Origin of the sequence: Streptomyces sp. NPDC048278 (assembly GCF_040652195.1) — a bacterium.
Classification (GTDB): domain Bacteria; phylum Actinomycetota; class Actinomycetes; order Streptomycetales; family Streptomycetaceae; genus Streptomyces.
This window is the reverse complement of sequence record NZ_JBEZLP010000009.1, coordinates 121,607-143,706: the sequence shown is the minus strand read 5'-3', so window position 1 is coordinate 143,706 and position 22,100 is coordinate 121,607. Positions and strand designations below refer to the sequence as shown.

Genomic DNA, 22,100 nt, shown 5'->3' with positions numbered 1-22,100 from the left:
TGCGAGCGCCACATCCGTCGCGCCCGTTGTGATCCTTGTGAACGAGGTGGACCGTGTTCAGGACATTCAGCAGATTCCGCCGTGCGGCGGGAGCGACAGCCGTTCTCGCCGCGATGGCCCTGACCGCCGGCGCGTGCGCGGGTCAGGACTCGGCGTCGGCGGGCGGCAGTTCCTCCGAGATCCACATCGGCGCGTGGCTGCCCCTCACGGGCTCCACCGCCACGTACGGCGTGGCCGAGAAGGCGGGCGCCGACGCGTACTTCAAGATGCTCAACGCCCAGGGCGGCGTCAACGGGCGCAAGATCGAGTGGACCGTCAAGGACAACGCGGCCGACCCGCAGCAGACCGTGCAGATCGCCCGTGAACTCGTCGGCCAGGACAAGGTCGTGGCCATCGTCAACGCGAACGGCACCTCCCAGGCGGAGGCGGCCTTCCCGTTCGTCCTCACCCAGTCCAGGGTGCCGGTCCTCAACGAGGTCGGCGGCGCCGAGAACTGGTACAAGCCGCCGCGCGCGGGCCTGTTCGGCACCCAGACGCTCTACGAGGACCAGGCCGCGGCGGTCGCCGCGTGGGCGGTGCAGGACGGCGCGAAGAAGATCCTCGTCGTGCACAGCGACCCGGCCGCGTTCGTGAACGTGGCCGAACAGGTGGCGCCCGTCGCGAAGAAGCTGGACCCCTCGGTCGAGGTCGACCGGCTGCCGGTCAAGTACCAGACCACCGACTACACGCCCGTGATCAGCAAGGTGAAGTCGGCGAAGCCGCAGGCGGTCGTCCTGATCCTCACCTCGCCCGAGGCCGCCGCCTTCCTCAAGGAGGCCAAGCTGCAGGGCCTGTCCCTGCCCACGTACGCCTACGCCCCGGTGGCGGCCGAGTCGACGATCGCCCTGGCCAAGGACGCCGCCGAGGGGCTCAAGGCCGTCCAGCTGGTCAAGGCGCCCTCGGACGACGACCCGGCGGTGAAGGAGTTCCGGACGGCGATGGCCACGTACGAGCCCGGGCAGACCGCGGGCTTCCTCGCCCTGTGGGGCTGGAGCAACGCCAAGGTCTTCGCCGAGATCGCGAAGACCGTCAAGGGCCCTGTCACGGCCCAGTCCCTCACTGCCGCCTACCAGAAGGCGACCAAGGTGGACCCGGGGGTGTCGCCGGTGATGAGCTTCAGCGCGAGCGACCACCTGGGGACGCGGAGTGTGCAGAAGGTCGTGGTGAAGAACGGCGTCTGGACGTCCGTGGGCGACTTCTACACTCCCCCGGCCCGCGACTGACCGTCCGCCCCGACGACGCGGTTCCGCTCGCCCGGGGGGCGTGGGCGGGCGGACCGCGGGATGTCCTTCGGGAGGGTCAGCCGAGCGTGCTCCAGAACGCACAGTGGTGGCGGAACGGCGCCGTGCGGGTGGGGACGATGCGGTCCGGGGCCAGCGAGAGCACCGTCTGCCGGGACCACCGCGGCGACGACGGGCCGTTCGGGTCGCCGGTGCGGGCGAACCGGGTCCAGTAGTCGATCATGGTGTCGGCGAGCCGGTGCTGGGCCGCGGTCAGCTCGCGGGGACGGCCGCCCAGGTCGAACAGGTAGGGAAGCTCGCTCGCGTGCGGAGCTCCGAGCGGGAACGGCGGGGTGCCCGGGGTGAGGGGCGGCGCGTGCTCGTCGGCGAACTCGTAGCGCCAGACCGGCACATGGGCCGCGAGCAGTCCGGCGGTACGCGCCGTCGGGCAGGCGAAGTTCGCGTCGCCGATGACCGCGCCGAACACCGGACCGCCGTCGGTGGGGTGCACCGGGTACTCGCGGACGACCGCCTCCGCCTGTCCCTGCGAGGGGAAGAAGGCGGCCACGACGTCGGGCCAGGTGGCCGGGGTGACGGGGTTGCCGGCCTGGATGATGCCGGCGGCCCAGCCGTTGCCCTCGTCGTGGTTGTTCCCGATGAGCACCGGGACGGGGTGGAACCGGCCGGCGGCGACCGCTGCCGCGGGATCGGCGGGCAGCAACGGGGTGGCGTAGGCGGGCTGTTGGTCGGCGTCCTGGGCTGCGAGCAGCCGGGAGACGGGCACGCGCCGCAGACAGGCCACGACGTCGCGGGACGAGCCGCAGCCGACCTTCGCCGCGAGGTCCGCGCCCGTGCCGCGTGCCGTGGACAGCGGGACGGCGGACGGTGCGAAGGGGCGGTCGGGGCTGCCGGTGCACGGGCCGCTCTCGACGACCGCCCGGTCGAAGAGCCCGGCGGCGGCCGGTGAGGCGAGCTGGGCACAGACGCTGTATCCGCCCGCGGACTCACCGGCCAGCGTCACGTTGTGCGGGTCGCCGCCGAAGGCCCGGATGCCCTCGCGCACCCAGCGCAGCGCCGCCTGCTGGTCGGCCAGGCCGAAGGTGCCGGAGCCCGGCAGCCCCGCGTGCGCGAGGAAACCGAGGGCCCCCAGGCGGTAGTCGACGGTGACGACCACGACGTCTCCCCGGGTGGCCATGCGGTGGGCGTCGTAGGAGCCGGCCGCGCCGGTGGTGAGACCGCCGCCGTGCAGCCACACGATCACCGGCCGGGGGCGTTCCGACGCCGCGTCGTCGGGTGTCGTGACGTTCAGGTGGAGACAGTCCTCGTCGGTGCTGCCACCGGGCACCTCACCGGCCGGCTGCGGGCAGGCGCTCGCGGGCCGGGTCGCGTCCCGGGTCCCCGCCCAGGCGGCCGGGCGCCGCGGCGCCGCCCAGCGCAGCGCGCCGACCGGGGGCGCCGCGTACGGGATCCCCTCGAACGTGCGGTACCCGTCGTGCGCGGCCCCCCGCACCAGGCCGTCGCGGGTGTGCACCGTCGTGGCGGCGGGCCCCGCTGGTGGCGCCGGAGCCCAGGCCGCCGCGAACACGGCGCCCAGCACACAGGCCAGGGTGGTCAAGGTACGGCGCTTGGTCATCGTCTCCCCCTTGCGGTCAGTGGTCGCGTCCCTGCGGCCGGTCGTCTGGCCCCCGTGGTCAGCTGCCGCCCATGCCGCCCTGCGCGGCGATCATGGTGGTCGGCAGTGTGCGGACGGCGTGCTCCAGGCCTGGTGCGAGGGCGCCGAGGCGGCTCGTGCAGGCGTCGATGCGGGCCCGGTGGGTCTTCTGGTCCTGGCGTGAGACGACCGTGCGGACCCGGCCCGCCGCGGCCAGTGCCAGGAGCACGGCGTCGGCGGCGGGGACCTCCCGGACGGGAGCGTCGCCGTGCAGCGCGGCGGACACCCTGGTGCGGAGTGCCGCGGACCCGGCGTGGTCGGTCACGGTCGACCGCCGGCCGCCGAGGCGCAGGCGGGGCGCCCGCAGTGTGAGGAGTCCCGCCGCGGCGAGCCGGTCCTCGACCTCGGTCAGGGTCCGCCTGCGGTGACGGCGCACGAGATGTTTCCAGCCGTGCCCGCCGAGGGCGTCGCGCAGCACCCCGTCCAGGACGGGGTCGCCGGTCGGTTCCGTGCCGGACACGGTGACCGTGCCGCGGTCCTCGCCCAGCCGGCCGCGCAGTGCGAGGTCGGCCAGGGCCGCGGCACGGACCAGCAGCTCGGTCCGGGAGCGGTCGCAGGGGCCCTCGGCCGCGTCGTCGTGGGCGAGCAGGTACATGAGGCAGGCCAGGTCATCGGTCACGGTTCGACGCTAGGGCCGGTCGCCCGCGCCGCGGATCGGCCGCCGGGAGGGACCGTCACTGGGAGCACGGGAGGACGGCGGCCCGGTCTCCTCCCTGGGGAGGAGAGCGCGGAAGCGGTGCCGTCAGGGGCGGCGCGGTCGTACGAGGCCGTGGTCGTAGGCGGCGACGACGGCCTGGACGCGGTCGCGCAGGCCCAGTTTGCGCAGCACCGCGGTGACGTGGTTCTTGACGGTGGCCTCGGACAGGCGCAGCCGCTCGGCGATCTCCGCGTTCGACAGTGCCTGCCCGATCAGCGTGAGCACCTCCCGCTCGCGGCCGGAGAGGTCCCGCAGGGAGGGCGGCGGTGCCGGGTCGGGCGTGGTGCGCAGGAACCGGTCGAGGACGCGGCTCAGCACGGCGGGTGCCAGCAGCGCGTCACCGCGCGCGGTGACGCGGATCGCCTCGACGAGTTCGGGGGCGCGGATGTCCTTCAGCAGGAAACCGCTCGCGCCGGCCCGCAGCGCGGCGACCACGTGGGCGTCCACGTCCCAGGTGGTCAGCACGAGCACCCTGGCCCGGCCGCCGTCCGCCACGATCCGCCGGGTCGCCTCGATGCCGTCGACGACGGGCATGCGTACGTCCATCAGCACGACGTCGGGTGCCAGTTCCCGCGTCAGTCGCACCGCTTCGCCGCCGTCGGACGCCTCACCGACCACCTCCAGGTCGTCCCGGGCGTCGATGATCATGCGGAATCCGGTGCGGACCAGGGCCTGGTCGTCGGCGATGACCACCCGCAACGTCATGACACACGCTCCACCGGCAGTCGCGCCGCCACCTCGAACCCGCCGCCGGGCAGCGGGCCCGTACGCAGGCTGCCGCCCACGAGCCGCGCCCGCTCCCGCATCCCCAGGAGCCCGCGCCCCGTTCCCTGCGTGCCCGAACGCCCCTGCGGTGTACGGCCGTTGTCGACCACCGTGACCGTCACGCACTCTCCTTCCGCCGCCACCCGCACCCGCACCTCGTCGGCGCCGGACGCATGGCGCAGGGTGTTGGTGAGGGCCTCCTGGACGATCCGGTAGGCCGCGAGGTCCACCGCGGCCGGCAGTCCGTCGGTGGTGCCGTCGCGGTCCACGTGCACGGTCATCCCGGTCGCCCGGACGGTGTCGGCCAGTGCGTCCAGACGAGCCAGCGAGGGCCCCGGCTGCCGCAGTTCCCCGCTCCCTTCCTCTGCTGCTTCGGGCCCGAACGCCCGCAACAGCAGGCGCAGTTCGCCGAGCGCGGACCGGGCGCCCGACTCGATGGCCCGCAGCGCCTGGCGGGCCTGTTCGGGCTGCCGGGTGAACACGTCGTCGGCGGCGCCCGCCTGAACGACCATCACCGACAGGGTGTGTGCCACGACGTCGTGGACCTCGCGCGCGATCCGCGCCCGCTCCTCGACCACGGCCCGGCGCGTCTCCGACCTCGTCCGGGCCCGCTGCGCCCTGCGCCACTGCCCGGCGGTCCACGCGAGGATCACCGTCAGCAGGTAGACCGCGAGCCCCGCGGGGCCGCCGGCCGCGAAGGACAGCGGTGCCGGCAGGCACATCGCCGCGAGAGCCCGCGCCGACTCGCGGCGCGGGCGGATCGCCGACAGCACGCACAACGCGACCTGCGCCGCGAGCAGGGCCCCCGTCAAGGTCACCGCGGGCAGCAGCGCCCACACCGCGAGCCCCGCCGCCGCGGTCGCGGCCAGTACGGCGGCCGGGGCCCGCGCCACCCACCGCAGGGCACCGACCTGCACCAGGACCAGCGCCACGGCCGCGGGCAGTCGTCCGACGTGTTCCGCGCCGGCGACGAGCACCGAAGTGCCGAGGACGGCGAGCACCAGAGCGGCCGACCCCCACCACAGGGCCCGGGCCGCCCGGGGCGAGGGCTCCTCCTCCGCTTCGCCGGCGAACGCGTCGTCCGGCTGCCTGTCCGGCTGCCTGCTGCTGCGGTCCACGCCTCGACCCTATCCAGCGGCGTGCGCGGAGCCACTTCGTGGACCGCCACCCGGACCCGGGGCGGGCGGCGTCCGTTGTGCGCGCCGAGGCCGTCCGGCGCGCCCCATGGCCGGATCACGGCACCGATTCCGCCCGGATAGCCCGCATTATCTACCTATAAACACGAGCATTTATGCCAACGTCTTGACGCACACTGAACCGGAGGGCACGCTGATCGCTATAGTTTCCGGAGTTGCGCAAGTCTGCGCATGAGCGTGTCGGTGCAAAGTAGAGACGGCATTCCTCCTTTAGACGGCACAGCGCTCACTTCCGATCGTTTCCCCTTCCTTCTCCGTCAACAGCGCCATTTTTCCGATGAGAAAACGTTGTCAGGGGTGAGCCGGCCATGAAGGCGTCCGATGTCCTGATCAGCGGTCTGGGCACGTTTCTGCCCGACCGGGTACCTATGGAATGGGCGGTCGAACGGGGACTGATCGACCGGACCGCCGCAGCGGAATACGGAATCACGAGCGTCACCGTCGCGGGCGATGTTCCCGCACCCGAGATGGCGGTACGGGCATGTCGGCAGGCGCTCGAAAGGTCGGGCCTGAATCCGGCCTCTCTCAGCTTATTGCTCTACGTCAGCGTGTGGTATCAGGGCCCCCACGGCTGGTGCCCGCAGTATTACGTGCAACGGCACACGGGCGCGGGCCGGGCCACCGCGGCCGAGATCAGACAGGGCTGCATGGGGATGTTCTCCGCCCTGGAGCTCGCGGCGGGTCATCTGATGGCCTCGCCCGAGCATGAGGCCGCACTGGTCACCTCCGGCGACAACTTCACCTCGGAACTGCTCGAACGCTGGCGGTTCAGCCCCATTTCGTCATGGGCGACGCGGGCTCCGCCGTCGTCCTCAGCCGGCGCGAGGGGTTCGCCCGGCTCAAGTCCGTCAACGCGGTCACCCTCCCCGAGTACGAGGCCATGCACCGCGGGCCCGAGCCTCTTTTCCCGCCGGGAGCGGGCCAGCCGGGCAAACTCGACTTCGGTGACTCCAAACACCGCTGGCTGGAAGGCCCCGACCGGGATCCGGCGGGCCCGCTGAAACTCGTGGCGGCCCAGGACGAACTCGTCGGCCGCACACTCGACGAAGCCGGAATCACGATGGACGACGTCTCCCGCGTCGCCTATGCGAACGGATCCCGGGAACGCGTCGAGGGACGCGCGATGATGCCGCTCGGTCTGCCGATGTCCCTTTCCACGTGGGAACAGGGGCGCACCGTCGGCCATATCGGCGCCAGTGACCAGGTGGTGGCCCTGGAACAGCTGCTGCTTTCCGGGGAACTGCGCCGCGGGGACCATTTCCTGATGCTCGGCGTGGGGCCCGGACTGAACATCGCATGTGCCGTGATCGAGATCATCGAGACTCCGCACTGGTCCGCTGCCAATCCGGCCACCGCCGCGTGAAAGGCATCGCATGGATTTCGGCCTGAGCGCCCGGCAGAAAGAACGGTACGCGCGGACGAAAACGGCCGCGCACGAGCTCGCCGCGGATTCCACCGCGGCCGGATTCCGCCGCGACCGCTGGAGCAGAACCGCCGGTCTCGGACTGCTCGGCGCGGCCGTACCGGAGGAGTACGGCGGTAGGGGCCTCGGTGCCCTGGACACGGCCCTCCTGTACGAGGCGGCGAGCGAGGGCGGCGCGGACACCGGACTGCTGTTCGCCGCCGCGGCCCATCTCTTCGCCTGCGTCCGGCCGGTGCTGGAGTTCGCCCTCCCGGAGACCCGGAAGACGCTGCTCCCCGCCCTGTGCTCGGGAGAGCTGGTCGCGGGGAACGCCATGACGGAACCGGAGTCGGGCTCGGACGTCTCCCGGCTGACCACCCGGGCCACCAGGGTCGAGGGCGGATATCTCCTCGACGGCGTCAAGAGTTTCGTCAGCAACGGCCCGGTCGCCGATCTCTACGTCACCTACGCGACCACCGACCCGGACGGCGGCTATTTCGGTTCCACCGCCTTCGCCGTGGACCGCGGCTCGCCCGGTCTCACCGCCGGAGCGCCGCTGGCCAAGTCCGGCCTCGCGACCTGCCAGGCCGGCGAGGTGGTGTTCACCGGGTGCTTCGTGCCGGACGAACGGGTGCTGGGCAGCCCCGGGCAGGGGCAGCTGGTGTTCCAGACGTCGATGCAGTGGGAGCGGTCCTGCCTGTTCGCGATCTATCTGGGCCGGCAGGAGCGTGTCATCCGGCGTTGCGTGCAACACGCCCGGGAACGACGGCAGTTCGGGAAGCGGCTCGCCGACCTCCAGCCGGTCGCGGACCGGCTGGCGGACATGAAGCTGCGGCTGGAGAGCGGGCGGCTCCTGCTCTACCGGGCCTGTACCGAGATCGACGGCGGCCAGGATCCCGCCCTGTGGGTGGCCATGGCGAAACTGGCCGTGTCCGAGGCCGCGGTCGCCACCGCGCTCGACGCCGCCCGGATCTTCGGGGGCCGCGCCTTCCTGACCGAGTACGGGATCGAGGACGAGGTGCACGACACCCTGCCCGCCACGACCTTCTCCGGTACCTCCGACATCCAGCGGCAGCTGATCGCCCGGGGGATGGGCCTGTGAGCGCCGGCGGAAGGGCGAGCCGCCCCGGGGCGGTGACCCGCGACCGGGCGGTGGGCCTCTACGGCCTGGTGGTCGACGCTGCGGCCCGGACACCGGACGCGCTCGCGGTCCAGGACCTCGGCGGCGGCCTCGGTTACGGCGCGCTGGACACGCTCGCGGACACGTGCCTGGCCGCGCTGCGCAGCCGCGGCGTCCGCCCCGGCGACCGGGTCCTGGTGTGGACGGACAAGACGACCGAAGCCGTGGCCGTCGCCCAGGCGGCGTTACGGGGCGGCGCGATCCATGTCCCCGTCCCCCGGGCCAACCCCCGGGAGCGGGTCGCGCGGATCGCCGCCGACGCCCGCCCGGCGCTGATCGTCACGGACCACGACGACCGCGTCCCCGGTACCGACTGCGTACCCGTCGGGGATCTCCTTCGGGACCGGGACCGGGACCCGGCACACGGCCCGGCCGAGGCGCACCACCCGGTCGGCCCGACCGATCCCGCGTACATCCTGTACACCTCGGGTTCGACGGGGACGCCGAAGGGCGTCTGCCTGAGCCACGGCAACGCGCTCGCGTTCGTGGACTGGGCCTGCCGGGAGCTGGACCTCACGGCAGCCGACCGGCTCGCGAACCACGCCGCGTTCAGCTTCGACCTCTCGGTCTTCGACCTCTACGGAGCCTTCCGGGTCGGCGCCTCGGTGCATCTCGTCGGCGAGACCCTAGCCCAGGCGGCGGGACCGCTGGTCGACTTCCTGCTGGAGCAAAGGATCACGGTCTGGTACTCGGTGCCGTCCGCACTGGTGCTCATGGCCGCGTACGGCGAACTGCTGGAGCGCGGGCCGGGAGCGTTGCGCGCGTGCGTCTTCGCCGGCGAACCCTTCCCGCTGAAGCGGCTGAAGGAGCTGCGCCGCGCGTGGCCCGGCGTCCGGATGCTCAACTGGTACGGCCCGACGGAGACCAACGTCTGCACCTCGTACGAGGTGACGGCCGCCGACCTCGCGCGCACCACGGCCGTACCGATCGGGTCGCCCGTGGCCGGGGACACGGTCTCCCTGGAGGGCGGCGAGATCGTGGTCGACGGCCCGACCGTCATGCTCGGCTACTGGGGCGGGGAACCCCGGGTCGGCCCGTACCGCACCGGTGATCTCGGCCGGTACGACGCGGCCGGCCTGCTGGAGTACCGGGGCCGGGCCGACGACATGGCGAAGGTCCGCGGCTACCGGATCGAGCCGGCCGAGGTGGCCGGCGTGCTCGTCGCGCACGAGGCGGTGCGCGACGCGGTGGTTCTCGTCGTGGGCACCGGTCTGGACGCGCGGCTGCACGCCTTCGTCGTACCCGAGACCGGTGCCGGGACCGGTGCCGAGACCGGCACCGAACGCGGGCCCGCGCTCGTGGAGTTGCGGCGGCACTGCGCGCGGTTCCTGCCGCCGTACATGGCCGTCGACGCCGTGCACGTGGTCGACGGTTTTCCCCGCACGCCGAACGGCAAGGTCGACCGCGCCGGACTCGGTGGCCTGGTGGCGCGGGGAGTCCGCGCATGACCGGCGCCACGGCCTGGGACGCCTTCTGGTCGACGCTCCCGGCCGAGCCCGGAGCGGCCCTGTGGGACTCGTCGCCCCGGGTGACCGCCGAGCTTCATCTGCCGCTGTTCCGTGACCATGCCGACCCCGCGCTGCCACTGGTCGACCTCGGGTGCGGCAGCGGACGGCAGACGCGCTGGCTGGCACGGCACTTCCGGCGGGTCGTCGGGCTCGACATCGCCGAGGCCGCGGTGGAGCTGGCCGCCGCGTCGCACCCGGCGGCCAATGTCACCTACCGCCGGGCCGACCTGCTCGACGAGGACACCGTCGCGGCGCTGCACGCGGAACTCGGCGACGTCAACGTCTACATGCGCGGGGTCCTGCACCAGCTCGGCCCGGACGACCGCACGAGGCTGCTGACGACGATCAGGCACCTGCTCGGCGGCGCCGGGATCCTGTTCGCCCAGGAACTGACCGAACGCACCGGCTGGTACGTCGCCGAACTGCTCGCCGGCGGTGCGCACCTGCCGAAGACGGCCGGTCTCGCGGCCCGCTTCGACTTCGGCGCCCGCGTCGCCCCCTCCCACGACGGGCGGCTGCGGCTGCTCTTCGAAGGAAGCGGGTTCGACGTGGTCGCCGACGGCGACATAGCCCTGCACACCACGGAACGCACGTCCGACGGGCGACCGCTGGAACTGCCGACGAGATACCTCGTGGCGCGTGCACCGACACGGCTCCCCTCGGAAAGGAACACGGAGGAAGAACATGACGGACCCTGACCGCGCGCTGCTCCTCGACCAGTTGCTCCGCTACGTGCGCGAGGAACTCGAAGCGGGCGTGCCCGCCGACTCGATCACCCCCGACAGCCCGCTGCTGGAGATGGGGGTGCTGGACTCGGTCCGCACCGCACGCCTCCTGGCGCACATCCGCACCGCGTACGACGTCCGGGTGCCGCCCGTACAGATGACCGGTGAGCACTTCCGCACGCTGGAGACGATCACCGACCTGATCCTGGAGCTCCGCTCGCAGGCCGCCGCGCTCTGACCGAAGACTTCCGAGCGAAGACTTCCGGCCGAAGACTTCCGAACGAGACTGGAGACTGGAGAACCGATGATTCACGACTACGACATCGGCATCGTCGGCGGCGGCCCGGCCGGTTCGACCGCCGCGTCCTACCTGGCCAGGGCCGGTCTGTCGGTCGCGGTCTTCGAGAGTGAGTTCTTCCCCCGGGAGCATGTGGGCGAGTCGCTGGTACCGGCGACCACGCCGGTGCTGCTGGAGATCGGCGCCATGGAGAAGATCGAGGCGGCCGGTTTCCCCCGCAAGTACGGCGCCGCGTGGACGTCGGCCCACGCGGACGGGGTGGACCCGCTCGGCTTCCAGGTCCACGACCACGGCCTCGGCGCGGCCGACGTGCTGTTCAACGAGCGCGACCAGCTGGGCGTCGACCGCGACTACACCTTCCACGTGGACCGCGGCCGGTTCGACCACATCCTGCTCAAGCACGCGGAGAGCCTGGGCGCGAAGGTGTTCTCCGGGGTGCGGGTGCGCGGTGTGGACTTCGCCGACCCCGCCCGTCCCGTGCTGCGGGTCGGACTCGGCGCGACGACCGCCGACGTGGCGGTGCGGATGGTCGTCGACGCCAGCGGGCGCGGCACCCTCCTGGGGCGGCAGCTCAAGGTCAAGGTTCCCGACCCGGTGTTCAACCAGTACGCCGTGCACAGCTGGTTCGAGGGGCTCGACCGGGAGGCCCTGGCGAACGACGAGAACCAGGCCGAGTACATCTTCATCCACTTCCTGCCGCTCAGCGACACCTGGGTGTGGCAGATCCCGATCACCGACACGATCACGTCGGTCGGGGTCGTCACCCAGAAGGCGCGGTTCAGGGAGGGCAAGGACGACCTCGAAGGCTTCTTCTGGGACTCGGTGGCCAGCAGGCCCCTGCTGCACGACGCGCTGAAGAACACCGTGCGGGTCCGCCCGTTCAAGGCCGAGGGCGACTACAGCTACGGCATGACCAAGGTCTGCGACGACGGCATGGTCATGATCGGCGACGCGGCCCGGTTCGTCGACCCCATCTTCTCCAGCGGCGTCAGCGTCGCCATGAACAGCGCCCGGCTGGCCTGCGCCGACATCATCGCCGCCGCGGAGGCCGGCGACTTCAGCGCCGGCCGGTTCGAGAACTACGTGACGAAACTGCGGCGCGGCGTGTCCAGTTGGTACGAGTTCATCTCCATCTACTACCGCCTGAACATCCTCTTCACCGCGTTCGTCCAGGACCCCCGCTACCGGATCGACGTCCTGAAACTCCTTCAGGGAGACGTCTACGACGAGCAGGAGCCGGCCGCGCTGACGGCGATGCGCGAGTTCATCGCCGCCGTCGAGGCGGACCCCCAGCACCTCTGGCACCCGCTGCTCGGCAGGATGAAGGTGTCCCTCGGCTCCCGGGCGCTGTTCTGACCGGGCCGTGGGCGGTGCTGTTCGACATGGACGGCACCCTCGTCGACACCGAACCGCTCCTGCACGAAGCCCTGCTGGCGGTGCTCGGCGCGGCGGGCGTGCCGGCGGCGGCGATCCGGCCGGAGGAACTGCGCGGGCACGGCGTCGCCGAGAACCTGACCCGGCTGAGCGCCCTCACGCGGTCGCCGATGACCACGGAGGAGTTGTACGCACGCGTCGGCGGGCGTCTCCTGGACCGGTTGCGGCTCGGGATCGCTCCGCTGCCCGGAGCCGTCGGCCTGCTCGGCGCGCTGCGGCGGGCACGCGTTCCGTGCGCGCTCGTGTCGTCGTCGTACCGGGCGATGGTGGACGCCGTCCTGCCCTCGCTGGGCCGGGCGGAGTTCGCGGTGACCCTGGCGGGTGACGAGGTGCGGCGCCCGAAGCCGGATCCCGAGGCGTACCGCACCGCCGCGGACCGGCTCGGCATCCCACCGGGGCGCTGCGTGGTCGTCGAGGACTCGTCCGCCGGGCTCCGTTCGGGACGGGCCGCGGGGTGCGTCACGGTCTCCGTCGCACCGACGGGGGAACCGGTGGCCCTCGGCGTGCGGGACCTGTCCGAGCTGACCGTCGAACGGCTCGCCCGCCTGCTGTACACGGCGGAACCCGCTGACTTCCGACTCTCCAGAGAAAGCGACACATCGACATGAACGAGCCCCGGCCCCCACACGGCGAGCAGGACAGGGCGCCCATGCGTCCCGGCCAGGAACCCGCATGAAGCCGGCGGACGTGTTCCTCAGCGGCCTCGGCTGCTGGCTGCCGGCCGCCTACCCCGCGACCGAGGCGGTCGCCGCGGGCCTGTACGACGAGACGGTCTTCGCCGAGAGCGGTCTGCGCAGCGTGCTGGTCGCCGGGGCGGAGTCGCCGCCCGAGATGGCCGTACGGGCCGCGCGGACGGCACTCGGCCGTTCCCCGGGCGGCGCCGCCGCGATCGGGACGGTGCTGCACGGCTCGACGTTCTACCAGGGGCCCGAGATGTGGTCGCCGTCGGCGTACATCATGCGGGAGCTGGGCATCTCGGGGGCCGGCAGCACCGAGATCCGCAACGGGTGCAACAGCATGCTCACCGGTGTCGAGCTGGCCGCCGGCCTGCTGTCGTACCGGTCGGCCGACCGGCCGGACATCCTGCTGACCACGGCGGACAACTTCAACTCACCGTTGTTCAACCGGTGGGACAGCGGCCCGATGGGCGTGATCGCGGCCGACGCGGCCAGCTCCGTCGTGATCAGCCCGGACGCCGGCTTCGCGCGCGTCGACGCCGTCGTCTCCCGGGTCTACCCGGAGTTCGAGGGGATGGCGCGCGGCGACGAGCCGCTGTTCCCGCCGACCGGGTCCGCGGGCCGCCGGATCGACACCGTCGAACGCGCCCAGCAGTTCAACGAACGGGTGCGGGAGATCGGCGGGACGAGCGTCGCCGACGGCATAGCGAAGGCCTGCTCCGAGACGGCGCTCGCCGCCGTGGACGAGGCCGGTGTCGACGCCGGTGAGCTGCGCTGGGTCCTCGTGCCCAACGGCGACGAGGCGACCACCCGGAACTGCATGACGGACCCGCTCGGCCTCGATGTCTCCCGCACACAGTGGGAGTTCGGCCGCGGGATAGGACACGCCTCGTCCAGCGACCAGTTCATCGCCCTCGACCATCTCCTGCGCACCGGGCGGCTCGACGCGGGCGACCACGTGCTGCTCTTCGGCGGCGCGCCGGGCTGGTCGGCCGTCGCCGTGATCCTGACCATCACCGAACTGCCGTCCTGGATCTAGGGGTTGACGATGCCGACCGGACGCCGCGGACAGGACCGACACCGACAGGACCGATACCGACAGGACCGACACCGGCGCGACCGACACCGACAGGAGGGGACCGCGTGACGGCGCAGCAGCAGGACCCGGCCGCCCCGGAGCCGATCGCCATCGTGGGCATGGCGTGCGAGTTCCCCGGCGCGGACGGCGTCTCCGCGTTCTGGCGGATGCAGCTCGACGGCGTCGACGCCACCACGGAGGTCCCGGCCGACCGGTTCCCCGTCGACGCGTTCCACGACCCCCGCCCGCGCACGCCCGGCCGCATCGTCAGCCGCCGCGGCGGCTTCCTGCCCGACATCCGGGGCTTCGACGCCCACTACTTCGGCGTGTCCGGCCGCGAGGCGAGCCACATGGACCCGCAGCAGCGGCTGCTCCTGCAGACCGCCGCCGCGGCCGTGCGGGACGCCGGCCTGACCCTGGAGCAGCTCGCGGGGAGCCCGACCGCGGTCGTCGTCGGGCAGCGGACCGCCGAGTACTGGGACCTGCTGCGCGCCGCCGGAGCCCTCGACATCTACGCCAACACCGGTACCTCGCGCAGCGTCCTGTCCGGCCGCCTGTCGTTCTTCTTCGACCTGCGCGGCCCGAGCACCTCCGTCGACACCGCCTGCTCGTCGTCGCTGGTGGCCGTGCACCAGGCGTGTGCCGCGCTGCGCGCCGGGGAGGCCTCCCTCGCCCTGGCCGCGGGCGTCAACCTGGTGCTCACCCCGGAGGAGAGCATCACCTTCTCCCAGGCGGACATGCTGTCTCCGGACGGCCGCTGCAAGTTCGGCGCGGCCGACGCCGACGGGTTCGTCCGCAGTGACGGCGTCGGCGTCGTCGTCCTCAAACCACTCGCGCGGGCCGAGGCGGACGGCGACCGCGTGCACGCCGTCATCCACGGCTCGGCGGTCGAGAACGAGGGCCGCAGCAGCGGATACCTGATGACCCCGTCGGAGACCGCCCAGATCGACGCCATGCGGCACGCCTGCGCCCGCGGCGGCGTCGACCCGCGCACCGTCGGCTTCGTGGAGGCGCACGGCACCGGCACCCCCACCGGCGACCCGATCGAACTGCGCGGCCTCGACGCGGTCTACGGCACCGGCGCCGGCCGGTCGGCGGCGGACCCCCTGCTGGTCGGCTCCGTGAAGACGAACATCGGCCACACCGAGGCAGCCGCCGGCATCGCGGCCCTCATCAAGGCGGCGCTCTGCGTCCGCCACGGCGTCGTCCCGCCCAGCCTGCACAGCGGCCGGAGGACCGACGCGGTGGACTGGGACCGGATGGCGCTGGAGATCCCGCAGACCGCTCGCGCGTGGGGAGGGGAAGGCGCCCGCCGGTACGCCGCCGTCAGCTCGTTCGGCATCTCCGGCACCAACGCCCACGTCGTGCTCGGCGAGCACCGCCCCACGGCCGTGCCACCGCCCGCCGCACCACGGCCGTACCTGCTCGCCCTGTCGGCGCAGACGCCCGCCGCGCTGCGCCGACTCGCCGACGCCTACGCCGACTTCCTCGGGCCGGACGGGGAGGGACGCGGGCACGACCTGCGCGACGTCAGCTTCGGCGCGCTGACCCGCAGCACCCATCACCGGCACCGCATGACCGTGCTCGCCGAGGAGCACGACCAGGTCGTCCGGCAGCTGCGCAAGGGCCGGCCGATCGTCGCCGCCAGGACCGGCGCGCGCCGGCGGACCGTCTTCGTGTTCCCCGGGCAGGGCTCCCAGTGGACCGGCATGGGGCGCCGGCTGCTGCACACCTCCGCGGTCTTCCGGGAGACCATCGAGGAGTGCGACCGGAAGGTCCGCGCCGAGCGCGGCTGGTCGGTGGTCGACAGGCTCACTTCCGGCCACGAGGCGGACTGGCCGATCGACGTGGTGCAACCGCTGCTCTGGGCCATGGAGGTCGCGCTCGCCGCGCTCTGGCGGTCGTGGGGCGTGGAGCCGGACGTCGTGATCGGGCACAGCATGGGCGAGGTCGCGGCGGCCTGTACGGCGGGCGCCCTCACCCTGGCCGACGGCGCGGCGGTCATCTGCCGGCGCAGCGCCCTGCTCAGGGAGATCGCCGGCACCGGGTCGATGGCGGCCGTCGACCTGCCCGCCGACGAGGTGCGGCGGGAACTGGCCGACGTGCCGGACGTCGACGTCGCGGTGAGCAACGGCCCGCGGCGCACCATCGTCTCGGGGCGCACCCCGGCGGTGGAGAAGGTGCTGGCCGAGCTGGCGGAACGGGACGTCGTCGCCAGGATCGTGAAGGTGGACGTCGCCTCGCACAGCAGCCAGGTCGACCCCCTGCTGGACGCGCTGCGCACCGCCCTGGAGTCGGTCCGGCCCCGCAGGGGTGAGGTACCGCTGCGTTCGACCGTGACCGGGGAGCTGCTGTCCGGCGAGGAGCTGGACGCCGACTACTGGGTGCGCAACCTCCGCGACGAGGTCCGCTTCCACGCCGCCGTCGACGCCGAGACCACCGGCCCCGAAGCGGCGGCCGTCGTCGAGATCAGCCCGCATCCCGTGCTCAGCGCGGCGGTGAAGGAGTGCCTGCCCGAGGAGCGCGCCGACGACCAGGTGGTGCCGTCGCTGGTGCGCGACACCGACGACCTGACCGCGCTGCTGACGTCCGTCGGACAGCTTCACCTGGCCGGATACCCGGTGCGCCACCGCGCGCTGTTCGAGGAGCCCGCCGCCTATGTGGGACTGCCCGCCTATCCCTGGCAGCGCGCCGAGTTCTGGCTTGAGCCCACGCCTGCCACGACTACCGTGACAGCCGCGACGGCCGCCTCGGGTGCGCCCACCGCGAGGCCGCTCCCGGGCCTTCCGGGCCTTCCGGGCGGGCACCCGCTGCTCGGTGCGCACGCCGTCCTCGACGACGGCACGCACCGGTGGGAGGGCCCCGTCGACCTGGACCGCAACGCCTACCTCCTGGACCACCAGGTGCAGGGCCTGGTCATCCTGCCCGGCACCGCGTATCTGGAGCTGGCGGCGGTGGCCGCGGCCGAGGTCGTGGGCGGCGATGTCGTCGTCAGGGACGTCCGCTACGACAAGGCGCTCTTCTTCACCGCCGAGGCCCCGCCGCTGCTGCGGGTGACGCTGCGGCCGGCCGGGCAGGGGTGGACCTTCGACGTCGCCACCTTCGACCTCGCCACCTCCGAAGGCACCGGCTCCGACGGGACCGACTCCGACAGCACTGACCCCAACGGCACCGGTTCCGGCAGCACCGGCTCCGGCAGCACCGGCTGGACCCGGCACGCACACGGTCACGTCGAGCAGGCACCCGTCGGCATGCCCGCCCCCGGTCTCCCTGAGGGCACGCCCGACGAGATCGCCGCGCGCGCCCCCGAGCACCTCACCGGCGCCGAGTTCTACCGCCGGTTCGCGGCCCGCGGCAACGACTGGCGCGGCGTCTTCCAGGGCGTCGCGCAGGTGTGGCGCGGCGACGGCGAGGCGCTGGCCGAGGTCGTGGTCCCGGCCGGTCTCGCCGCGTACGAGCGGCACCTCGTCCATCCGGCGGTCCTCGACGCCTGCGGGCAGGTGCTCGCGGCCACGCTGCCCGACTCGGCGGTCCCCGGCGAACAGCACGCCTTCATCCTGGGCTCGATCGACGCGTTCCGCCGGCACGGGCCGCTCACCGGGACCCTCTACAGCCACGTGGTGCAACGCGACCTGACCGCCGAGTCGTTCAGCGGCGACATCGCCGTGCGCGACGAACGGGGCACGCTGCTGGCCGAGTTCCGCGGCCTGCGGATCCGCTTCCTGCTGCGCCGGGACCGGCCCGGCCCGCTGACCGGCTGGCTCTACGAGCCCCGGTGGACGCCGGCCGCGCTGCCCGCGGCAGTCCCGCAACCGGCAGCCCGCGCCTGGCTGGTGTTCGAGGACGAGGACCTCGGACCGCGGCTCGCACCGGCAAACGGCGCGCGGATCTCCGTACGGCCCGGAGAGCGGTACGAGCGCACCGGCGACGGCGCCTACCGCATCGACCCCTCCCGCCTGGACGACTACGCGCGGCTGCTGTCCGAGGTCGGCCGGGACCGTCCCGAGGGTGTCGACGCGGTGGTGCACCTGTGGAGCACGCGGGAGCCGCGGAAGCTGGGGGCGGTGCCACTGGGGCTGGGCAGCGCGTTGCTGCTGGACCGGGCGCTGTCCACCGTGCGCCGGGACGGCCCGCTCCCCCGGCTCGTGCTCGTCACCCGCGGCGCGCAGACGGTCACGGACGCGGACGGGGCACCGGACCCGGACCAGTCGGCCGTGTGGGGCTTCGGGCGTACGGCGGGGAGCGAGCTGTCCGCCGTCCCGCACACCCTCGTCGACCTGGCCGCGGACGCCGGCGCGGCGCAGGCGGACGCGCTGGCCCGGGAGATCGCGACCGCGGACGCGGCCGAGGACCAGATCGCGCTGCGGGCGGGCGCCCGGTACGTGCTGCGGCTCCGCCGCACCCACCCCGGGTCCGGCACGGCCGAGGTCACCGAGGACGAGGTCACCGAGGTCGTGGCGGACGACGACCGCCGCGCGGGCCCGGTGCGGGCGACCGTCGAGGCGCGGCCCCCGGCCGCCGGCGAGGTGCAGATCGCCGCGGCGTACGGCGGGGTCGGCTTCCGCGACGTGCTCCGGGCCGCCGGGGCCCACCGGGACCCGGACGACGACGGCCGGCTGGGCCAGGAGACCGCGGGCGTGGTGACGGCCACCGGCGCCGGGGTGCGCGGACTGGACGTGGGTGACCGCGTGGTGGCCGTCGCCCGTCCCGGACTGGCCACCCGCGTGCTCGCCGATCGCCGGCTGACCCTCCGTGTCCCCGAGGGTCTGGGTCTCGCGGAGGCCGCCACCGTGCCGGTCGCCTATCTGACCGCCTGGTACGGCCTCATGGAGCTGGCCGCGCTCCGTGAAGGCGAACGGGTCCTCGTGCACTCGGCCACCGGTGGGGTGGGACTCGCCGCGATCCAGGTGGCCCGGTGGCGGGGCGCGGAGATCTACGCCACCGCCGGCAGCGAGCGGCGCCGGGCCCTCCTGCGGACGATGGGCATCGCCCATGTCGCCGACTCCCGGGGCGACTTCGCCGGTCCGCTGCTGGACGCGACCCGGGGGACGGGGGTGGACGTCATCCTCAACTCGCTCACCGGCAAGGCCGTTGACCAGAACCTGGGCCTGCTCGCCCCGTTCGGGCGCTACGTGGAACTGGCCGGGAACGATCCGGCGGACGACCGCCCGGCCGGTCTCGGTGGCCTGCCGTGCAACGGCTCCTTCCAGGTCCTGGACATCGCCGCCCTCTGCCGTGAGCGACCGGACCGGGCCGGTGCGCTGCTCGACCGCGTGCTGCGCCTGATCGCGGCGGGCGAACTCGCGCCGCTGCCCGCGGAGATGTATCCGCTGGACGCCGTCGGCGCGGCCTTCGACGACATGGCGGCGGCCCGGCACACGGGCAAGGTGCTCATCGACCTGCGCCGCACCGCCCCGGCGGATCCGCAGGCGCCCGCGGCCACCCGGATGCGGCCGGACGCCACCTATCTCGTGACCGGGGGCGGCGGCGGTCTCGGCTCCGGGCTGGCCCGCTGGCTGGTCGCGCGCGGCGCCCGGCACCTGCTGCTCACCGGCCGTTCGGTGCCCGGCCCGGCCGCGCCGTCCGGAGGTGATCTCGCCCCCCTGCTCGAGGAGTTGCGCGGTCAGGACGTCGAGGTGCAGTACGCCCCGGTGGACGCGGCGGACGAGCGGTCGATGCGGCGGCTGGTCGAGAAGCGCCACGCCGCGGGCCGTCCGCCGGTGCGGGGCGTGTTCCACACCGCGGGCGTCTTCCTGTACCAGCCGATCGGCGACACCACCCTGCGGGACCTGGAAGCCGTGCTGAGGCCGAAGCTGGAGGGGGGCCGCGTCCTCGACCGCCTCTTCGAGGACGACCTCGACCACTTCGTGCTGTTCTCCTCCGGGAACGCCCTGCTGGCCTCGCCCCAGGTCGCGGCGGGGGCCGCCGCCAACGCGGGCCTCGACGCGATCGCCCGCGCCCGGCGCAGCCGGGGCCGCAGGGCGCTCGCCGTGAACTGGGGCTTCTGGACCGACCGGGGCATGGCCGCACGGGCGGGCACCGAACTCGGGCGGAACCTGATCCCGCGGGGCATGACCGGTTTCACCTCCACGGCCGGGTTCGCGGTCCTCGACCACCTCCTGGCCACGGGGGCCAGGGACACCGTGGTCATGCCGGTGGACTGGGCCCGGTGGCGGACCGCCTACCCGGCCGCTGCCGCTTCGCCGTTCCTGCGGGACGTCGTGAGCGACGCGCCCACGCCACCTGTCGCTCCACCCGCCGCTCCACCCGCCGCCGCTCCACCCGCCGTCGCTCCACCCGCCGTCCTCCCATCGCCCGCCGCTTCGCCGCCCGTCGCTCCGCCCGCGGCGGCACCCGCCGCGGACCGGGCGGAGTTGTTCCTGGCCGAGGTCGCCGCCATCCTGCGCGTGGACGCCGCGCACCTCGACCCGGACCGGGACCTGACCAGCCAGGGTCTCGACTCGCTGATGGCGGCTCAGCTCCGGCAGGCGGTGCAACGCTCGCACGGGGTGCTGCTGCCGATCGGCAGGATCCTCAGCCGCACGACGCTCGGTGACCTGACGGACCATCTGGACGCCGCGCCCCGGCCGGAGTGATCCCGGCGAAGGCCGTTGTCAGTGGCTCCGACTACGGTCTGATCAATGGGATCCTCCGGACGGACGGCGGATCCGTATGGGGAGGGGTCTGATCCGCCATGTCCACCGGTTCTGCCGCAGTGTCGACGACGTACCTGGAGCTGTCCCAGGAGGACGGCGCCGCGCACAAGTTCTACGAGGTGTCCGTCGCCGACCTGGTCGTGACCGTGCGGTACGGCCGGATCGGCGCCGAGGGGCAGACGCAGACGACGACGTTCGCGACGGTGGAGAAGGCACGGGCCGCCGCCGCGAAGAAGGTCGGCGAGAAGGTCCGCAAGGGATACGCCCCGGCCGTACAGGGAGCACGCGCGCCACGCTCGGTGACCCGGCGTCAGGTCGCGTCGGCCCCCTCCACCGCGCGCTCCACGGCTCCCGTGCTGTGGCGTTTCCGCACCGGCTCCGCCGCGTTCGGCATCCATGTCGACGACGACCGCTGCTGGGTCGGCAACCAGTCGGGCGATGTGTACACCCTGGACCACGAGGGCGGCGTGCTGGCCCGCTTCAGCCTCCCGGACGGCGTGAAGTGCCTGGTCGCCGACGACTTCTGGATCTACGCGGGCTGTGACGACGGCAAGGTGTACGACCTGTCCTCGAAGCTGCCGTTCGTGGCCTACGACATCGCGGCGGACGTCGACATCTTCTGGCTGGACATCCACGAGGGCGTGCTGGACGTCTCCGACCGCGACGGCCGGCTCACGGTCATCGACCACGAGGACGAGCACCAGTGGGCCCGCCGCAGCCAGGGCGAGCAGGCGTGGATGGTCCGCGCCGACGAACGGGCCGTGTACCACGGCCACACCAGGGGCGTCACCGCCTACGCCCCGGACGGCGGCCGGGAGTTGTGGCACACGCCCACCAGGGGCGGGGTGCTGTTCGGCTGGCAGGAGGGCGACGTGGTGTACGCGGGCACCGCCCACAAGGCGGTCCAGCGGCTGTCGAAGGCGACGGGCGCGATCGAGGTGACGTACGCGTGCGACAGCGCCGTGTACTCGTGCGCGACCTCGCCGGGCGGGCGGTTCGTGTTCGCCGGTGACGCGTCCTCGTCCGTCTACTGCTTCGACCAGGACGGCACCCGGCTGTGGAAGCTGGGCACGGGCGGCGGTTCGGCGCTGTCGATGCAGTACCACGACGAGCGGCTCTACCTGGTGACCACCGACGGCTCGCTGGTCTGCGTGGACGCGAGCGAGGCGGCCGTCACGGCGGCCCAGCAGGGGTCGGTGCCGGTGGCGCGGGACATCAAGCTGGCCGCGGCGATGCCGGCCTGGGCGCCGGCCACGACCGTGAGCGCGGTCGCCACCGTCGCGCAGGCCCCCACCGGGGCGATCGTCGTGGAGTGCGTCCAGGAGTCGGGCCGGGTCCGGGTGCACGTCGTCTCGGACGGCTACGACCAGTCGCTGAACGTCCAGTTCCCGCGCGCGATACGCGAGCCCGGGGCCCGCTATGTGGTGGACTCCCTGCACACCGCGGCCGGCGGCTTCTACCGGGTGCGCGGTGACATCCGGCGACTGCTCTGAGCCGGAGACAGAACCCCGGGG

The 22,100-nt window shown here is 73.3% G+C and carries 15 protein-coding genes; 11 read left to right on the top strand and 4 right to left on the bottom strand.

Annotated features, from left to right (window positions below; genetic code table 11):
• Window positions 1–113 precede the first annotated feature (113 nt).
• A complete protein-coding gene (locus AB0D74_RS18310) occupies window positions 114–1,262 on the top strand; it encodes an ABC transporter substrate-binding protein (protein ID WP_362587207.1) in 1,149 nt (382 codons plus the stop codon).
• Window positions 1,263–1,338: 76 nt separating this feature from the next.
• On the opposite strand, the gene AB0D74_RS18305 is transcribed toward AB0D74_RS18310, so the two are convergent.
• From AB0D74_RS18305 to AB0D74_RS18290, 4 genes are all read right to left on the bottom strand, one after another.
• On the bottom strand, window positions 1,339–2,892 hold the full coding sequence (locus AB0D74_RS18305; protein WP_362587204.1) for a carboxylesterase family protein: 1,554 nt from the start codon (window positions 2,890–2,892) through the stop codon (window positions 1,339–1,341).
• A gap of 58 nt (window positions 2,893–2,950) precedes the next feature.
• On the bottom strand, window positions 2,951–3,589 hold the full coding sequence (locus tag AB0D74_RS18300; protein ID WP_362587201.1) for a GPP34 family phosphoprotein: 639 nt from the start codon (window positions 3,587–3,589) through the stop codon (window positions 2,951–2,953).
• Window positions 3,590–3,712: 123 nt separating this feature from the next.
• The gene (locus tag AB0D74_RS18295) at window positions 3,713–4,372 is read right to left on the bottom strand and encodes a response regulator transcription factor (protein ID WP_362587198.1); all 660 of its coding nucleotides are present in this window, start codon (window positions 4,370–4,372) and stop codon (window positions 3,713–3,715) included.
• The gene (locus tag AB0D74_RS18290) at window positions 4,369–5,550 is read right to left on the bottom strand and encodes a sensor histidine kinase (protein ID WP_362587195.1); all 1,182 of its coding nucleotides are present in this window, start codon (window positions 5,548–5,550) and stop codon (window positions 4,369–4,371) included. Before AB0D74_RS18290 ends, AB0D74_RS18295 begins: the two co-directional genes overlap by 4 nt.
• Window positions 5,551–6,412: 862 nt before the next feature.
• Here AB0D74_RS18290 and AB0D74_RS18285 point away from each other — a divergent pair.
• The 10 genes from AB0D74_RS18285 (at window position 6,413) to AB0D74_RS18240 (ending at window position 22,079) form a co-directional block, all read left to right on the top strand.
• On the top strand, window positions 6,413–6,991 hold the full coding sequence (locus tag AB0D74_RS18285) for a 3-oxoacyl-[acyl-carrier-protein] synthase III C-terminal domain-containing protein (RefSeq protein ID WP_362587192.1): 579 nt from the start codon (window positions 6,413–6,415) through the stop codon (window positions 6,989–6,991).
• A gap of 10 nt (window positions 6,992–7,001) precedes the next feature.
• On the top strand, window positions 7,002–8,132 hold the full coding sequence (locus tag AB0D74_RS18280) for an acyl-CoA dehydrogenase family protein (RefSeq protein WP_362587189.1): 1,131 nt from the start codon (window positions 7,002–7,004) through the stop codon (window positions 8,130–8,132).
• On the top strand, window positions 8,129–9,658 hold the full coding sequence (locus tag AB0D74_RS18275) for an AMP-binding protein (RefSeq protein ID WP_362587186.1): 1,530 nt from the start codon (window positions 8,129–8,131) through the stop codon (window positions 9,656–9,658). The genes AB0D74_RS18280 and AB0D74_RS18275 overlap by 4 nt, the downstream gene beginning before the upstream one ends.
• Window positions 9,655–10,416 carry a class I SAM-dependent methyltransferase gene (locus AB0D74_RS18270; RefSeq protein WP_362587183.1) on the top strand — a complete coding sequence of 254 codons (762 nt, stop codon included), beginning with the start codon at window positions 9,655–9,657 and terminating at the stop codon, window positions 10,414–10,416. The genes AB0D74_RS18275 and AB0D74_RS18270 overlap by 4 nt, the downstream gene beginning before the upstream one ends.
• The gene (locus tag AB0D74_RS18265) at window positions 10,403–10,681 is read left to right on the top strand and encodes an acyl carrier protein (RefSeq protein ID WP_362587180.1); all 279 of its coding nucleotides are present in this window, start codon (window positions 10,403–10,405) and stop codon (window positions 10,679–10,681) included. Before AB0D74_RS18270 ends, AB0D74_RS18265 begins: the two co-directional genes overlap by 14 nt.
• A 66-nt stretch (window positions 10,682–10,747) precedes the next feature.
• Window positions 10,748–12,097, top strand: a complete 1,350-nt coding sequence (locus AB0D74_RS18260; protein ID WP_362587177.1) for an NAD(P)/FAD-dependent oxidoreductase — start codon at window positions 10,748–10,750, stop codon at window positions 12,095–12,097.
• Between the two features lie 14 nt (window positions 12,098–12,111).
• Window positions 12,112–12,783, top strand: a complete 672-nt coding sequence (locus AB0D74_RS18255) for an HAD family phosphatase (RefSeq protein WP_362587174.1) — start codon at window positions 12,112–12,114, stop codon at window positions 12,781–12,783.
• Between the two features lie 64 nt (window positions 12,784–12,847).
• Complete coding sequence (locus AB0D74_RS18250) at window positions 12,848–13,891, top strand: ketoacyl-ACP synthase III family protein (protein WP_362587171.1); 1,044 nt, start codon at window positions 12,848–12,850, stop codon at window positions 13,889–13,891.
• A 104-nt stretch (window positions 13,892–13,995) separates the two neighbouring features.
• On the top strand, window positions 13,996–20,526 hold the full coding sequence (locus AB0D74_RS18245; protein ID WP_362587168.1) for an SDR family NAD(P)-dependent oxidoreductase: 6,531 nt from the start codon (window positions 13,996–13,998) through the stop codon (window positions 20,524–20,526).
• Between the two features lie 98 nt (window positions 20,527–20,624).
• Window positions 20,625–22,079: a WGR domain-containing protein gene (locus AB0D74_RS18240; protein ID WP_362587165.1), complete on the top strand. Its 1,455-nt coding sequence runs from the start codon at window positions 20,625–20,627 to the stop codon at window positions 22,077–22,079.
• Window positions 22,080–22,100 lie beyond the last annotated feature (21 nt).

Bases quoted from the DNA above. Each gene is read 5' to 3' on its own strand.
- AB0D74_RS18280 (WP_362587189.1), top strand. From the start codon at position 7,002: ATGGATTTCGGCCTGAGCGCCCGGCAGAAAGAACGGTACGCGCGGACG.
- AB0D74_RS18240 (WP_362587165.1), top strand. From the start codon at position 20,625: ATGTCCACCGGTTCTGCCGCAGTGTCGACGACGTACCTGGAGCTGTCC.
- AB0D74_RS18250 (WP_362587171.1), top strand. From the start codon at position 12,848: ATGAAGCCGGCGGACGTGTTCCTCAGCGGCCTCGGCTGCTGGCTGCCG.
- AB0D74_RS18310 (WP_362587207.1), top strand. From the start codon at position 114: ATGGCCCTGACCGCCGGCGCGTGCGCGGGTCAGGACTCGGCGTCGGCG.
- AB0D74_RS18270 (WP_362587183.1), top strand. From the start codon at position 9,655: ATGACCGGCGCCACGGCCTGGGACGCCTTCTGGTCGACGCTCCCGGCC.
- AB0D74_RS18295 (WP_362587198.1), bottom strand. From the start codon at position 4,372: ATGACGTTGCGGGTGGTCATCGCCGACGACCAGGCCCTGGTCCGCACC.
- AB0D74_RS18265 (WP_362587180.1), top strand. From the start codon at position 10,403: ATGACGGACCCTGACCGCGCGCTGCTCCTCGACCAGTTGCTCCGCTAC.
- AB0D74_RS18285 (WP_362587192.1), top strand. From the start codon at position 6,413: ATGGGCGACGCGGGCTCCGCCGTCGTCCTCAGCCGGCGCGAGGGGTTC.
- AB0D74_RS18305 (WP_362587204.1), bottom strand. From the start codon at position 2,892: ATGACCAAGCGCCGTACCTTGACCACCCTGGCCTGTGTGCTGGGCGCC.
- AB0D74_RS18260 (WP_362587177.1), top strand. From the start codon at position 10,748: ATGATTCACGACTACGACATCGGCATCGTCGGCGGCGGCCCGGCCGGT.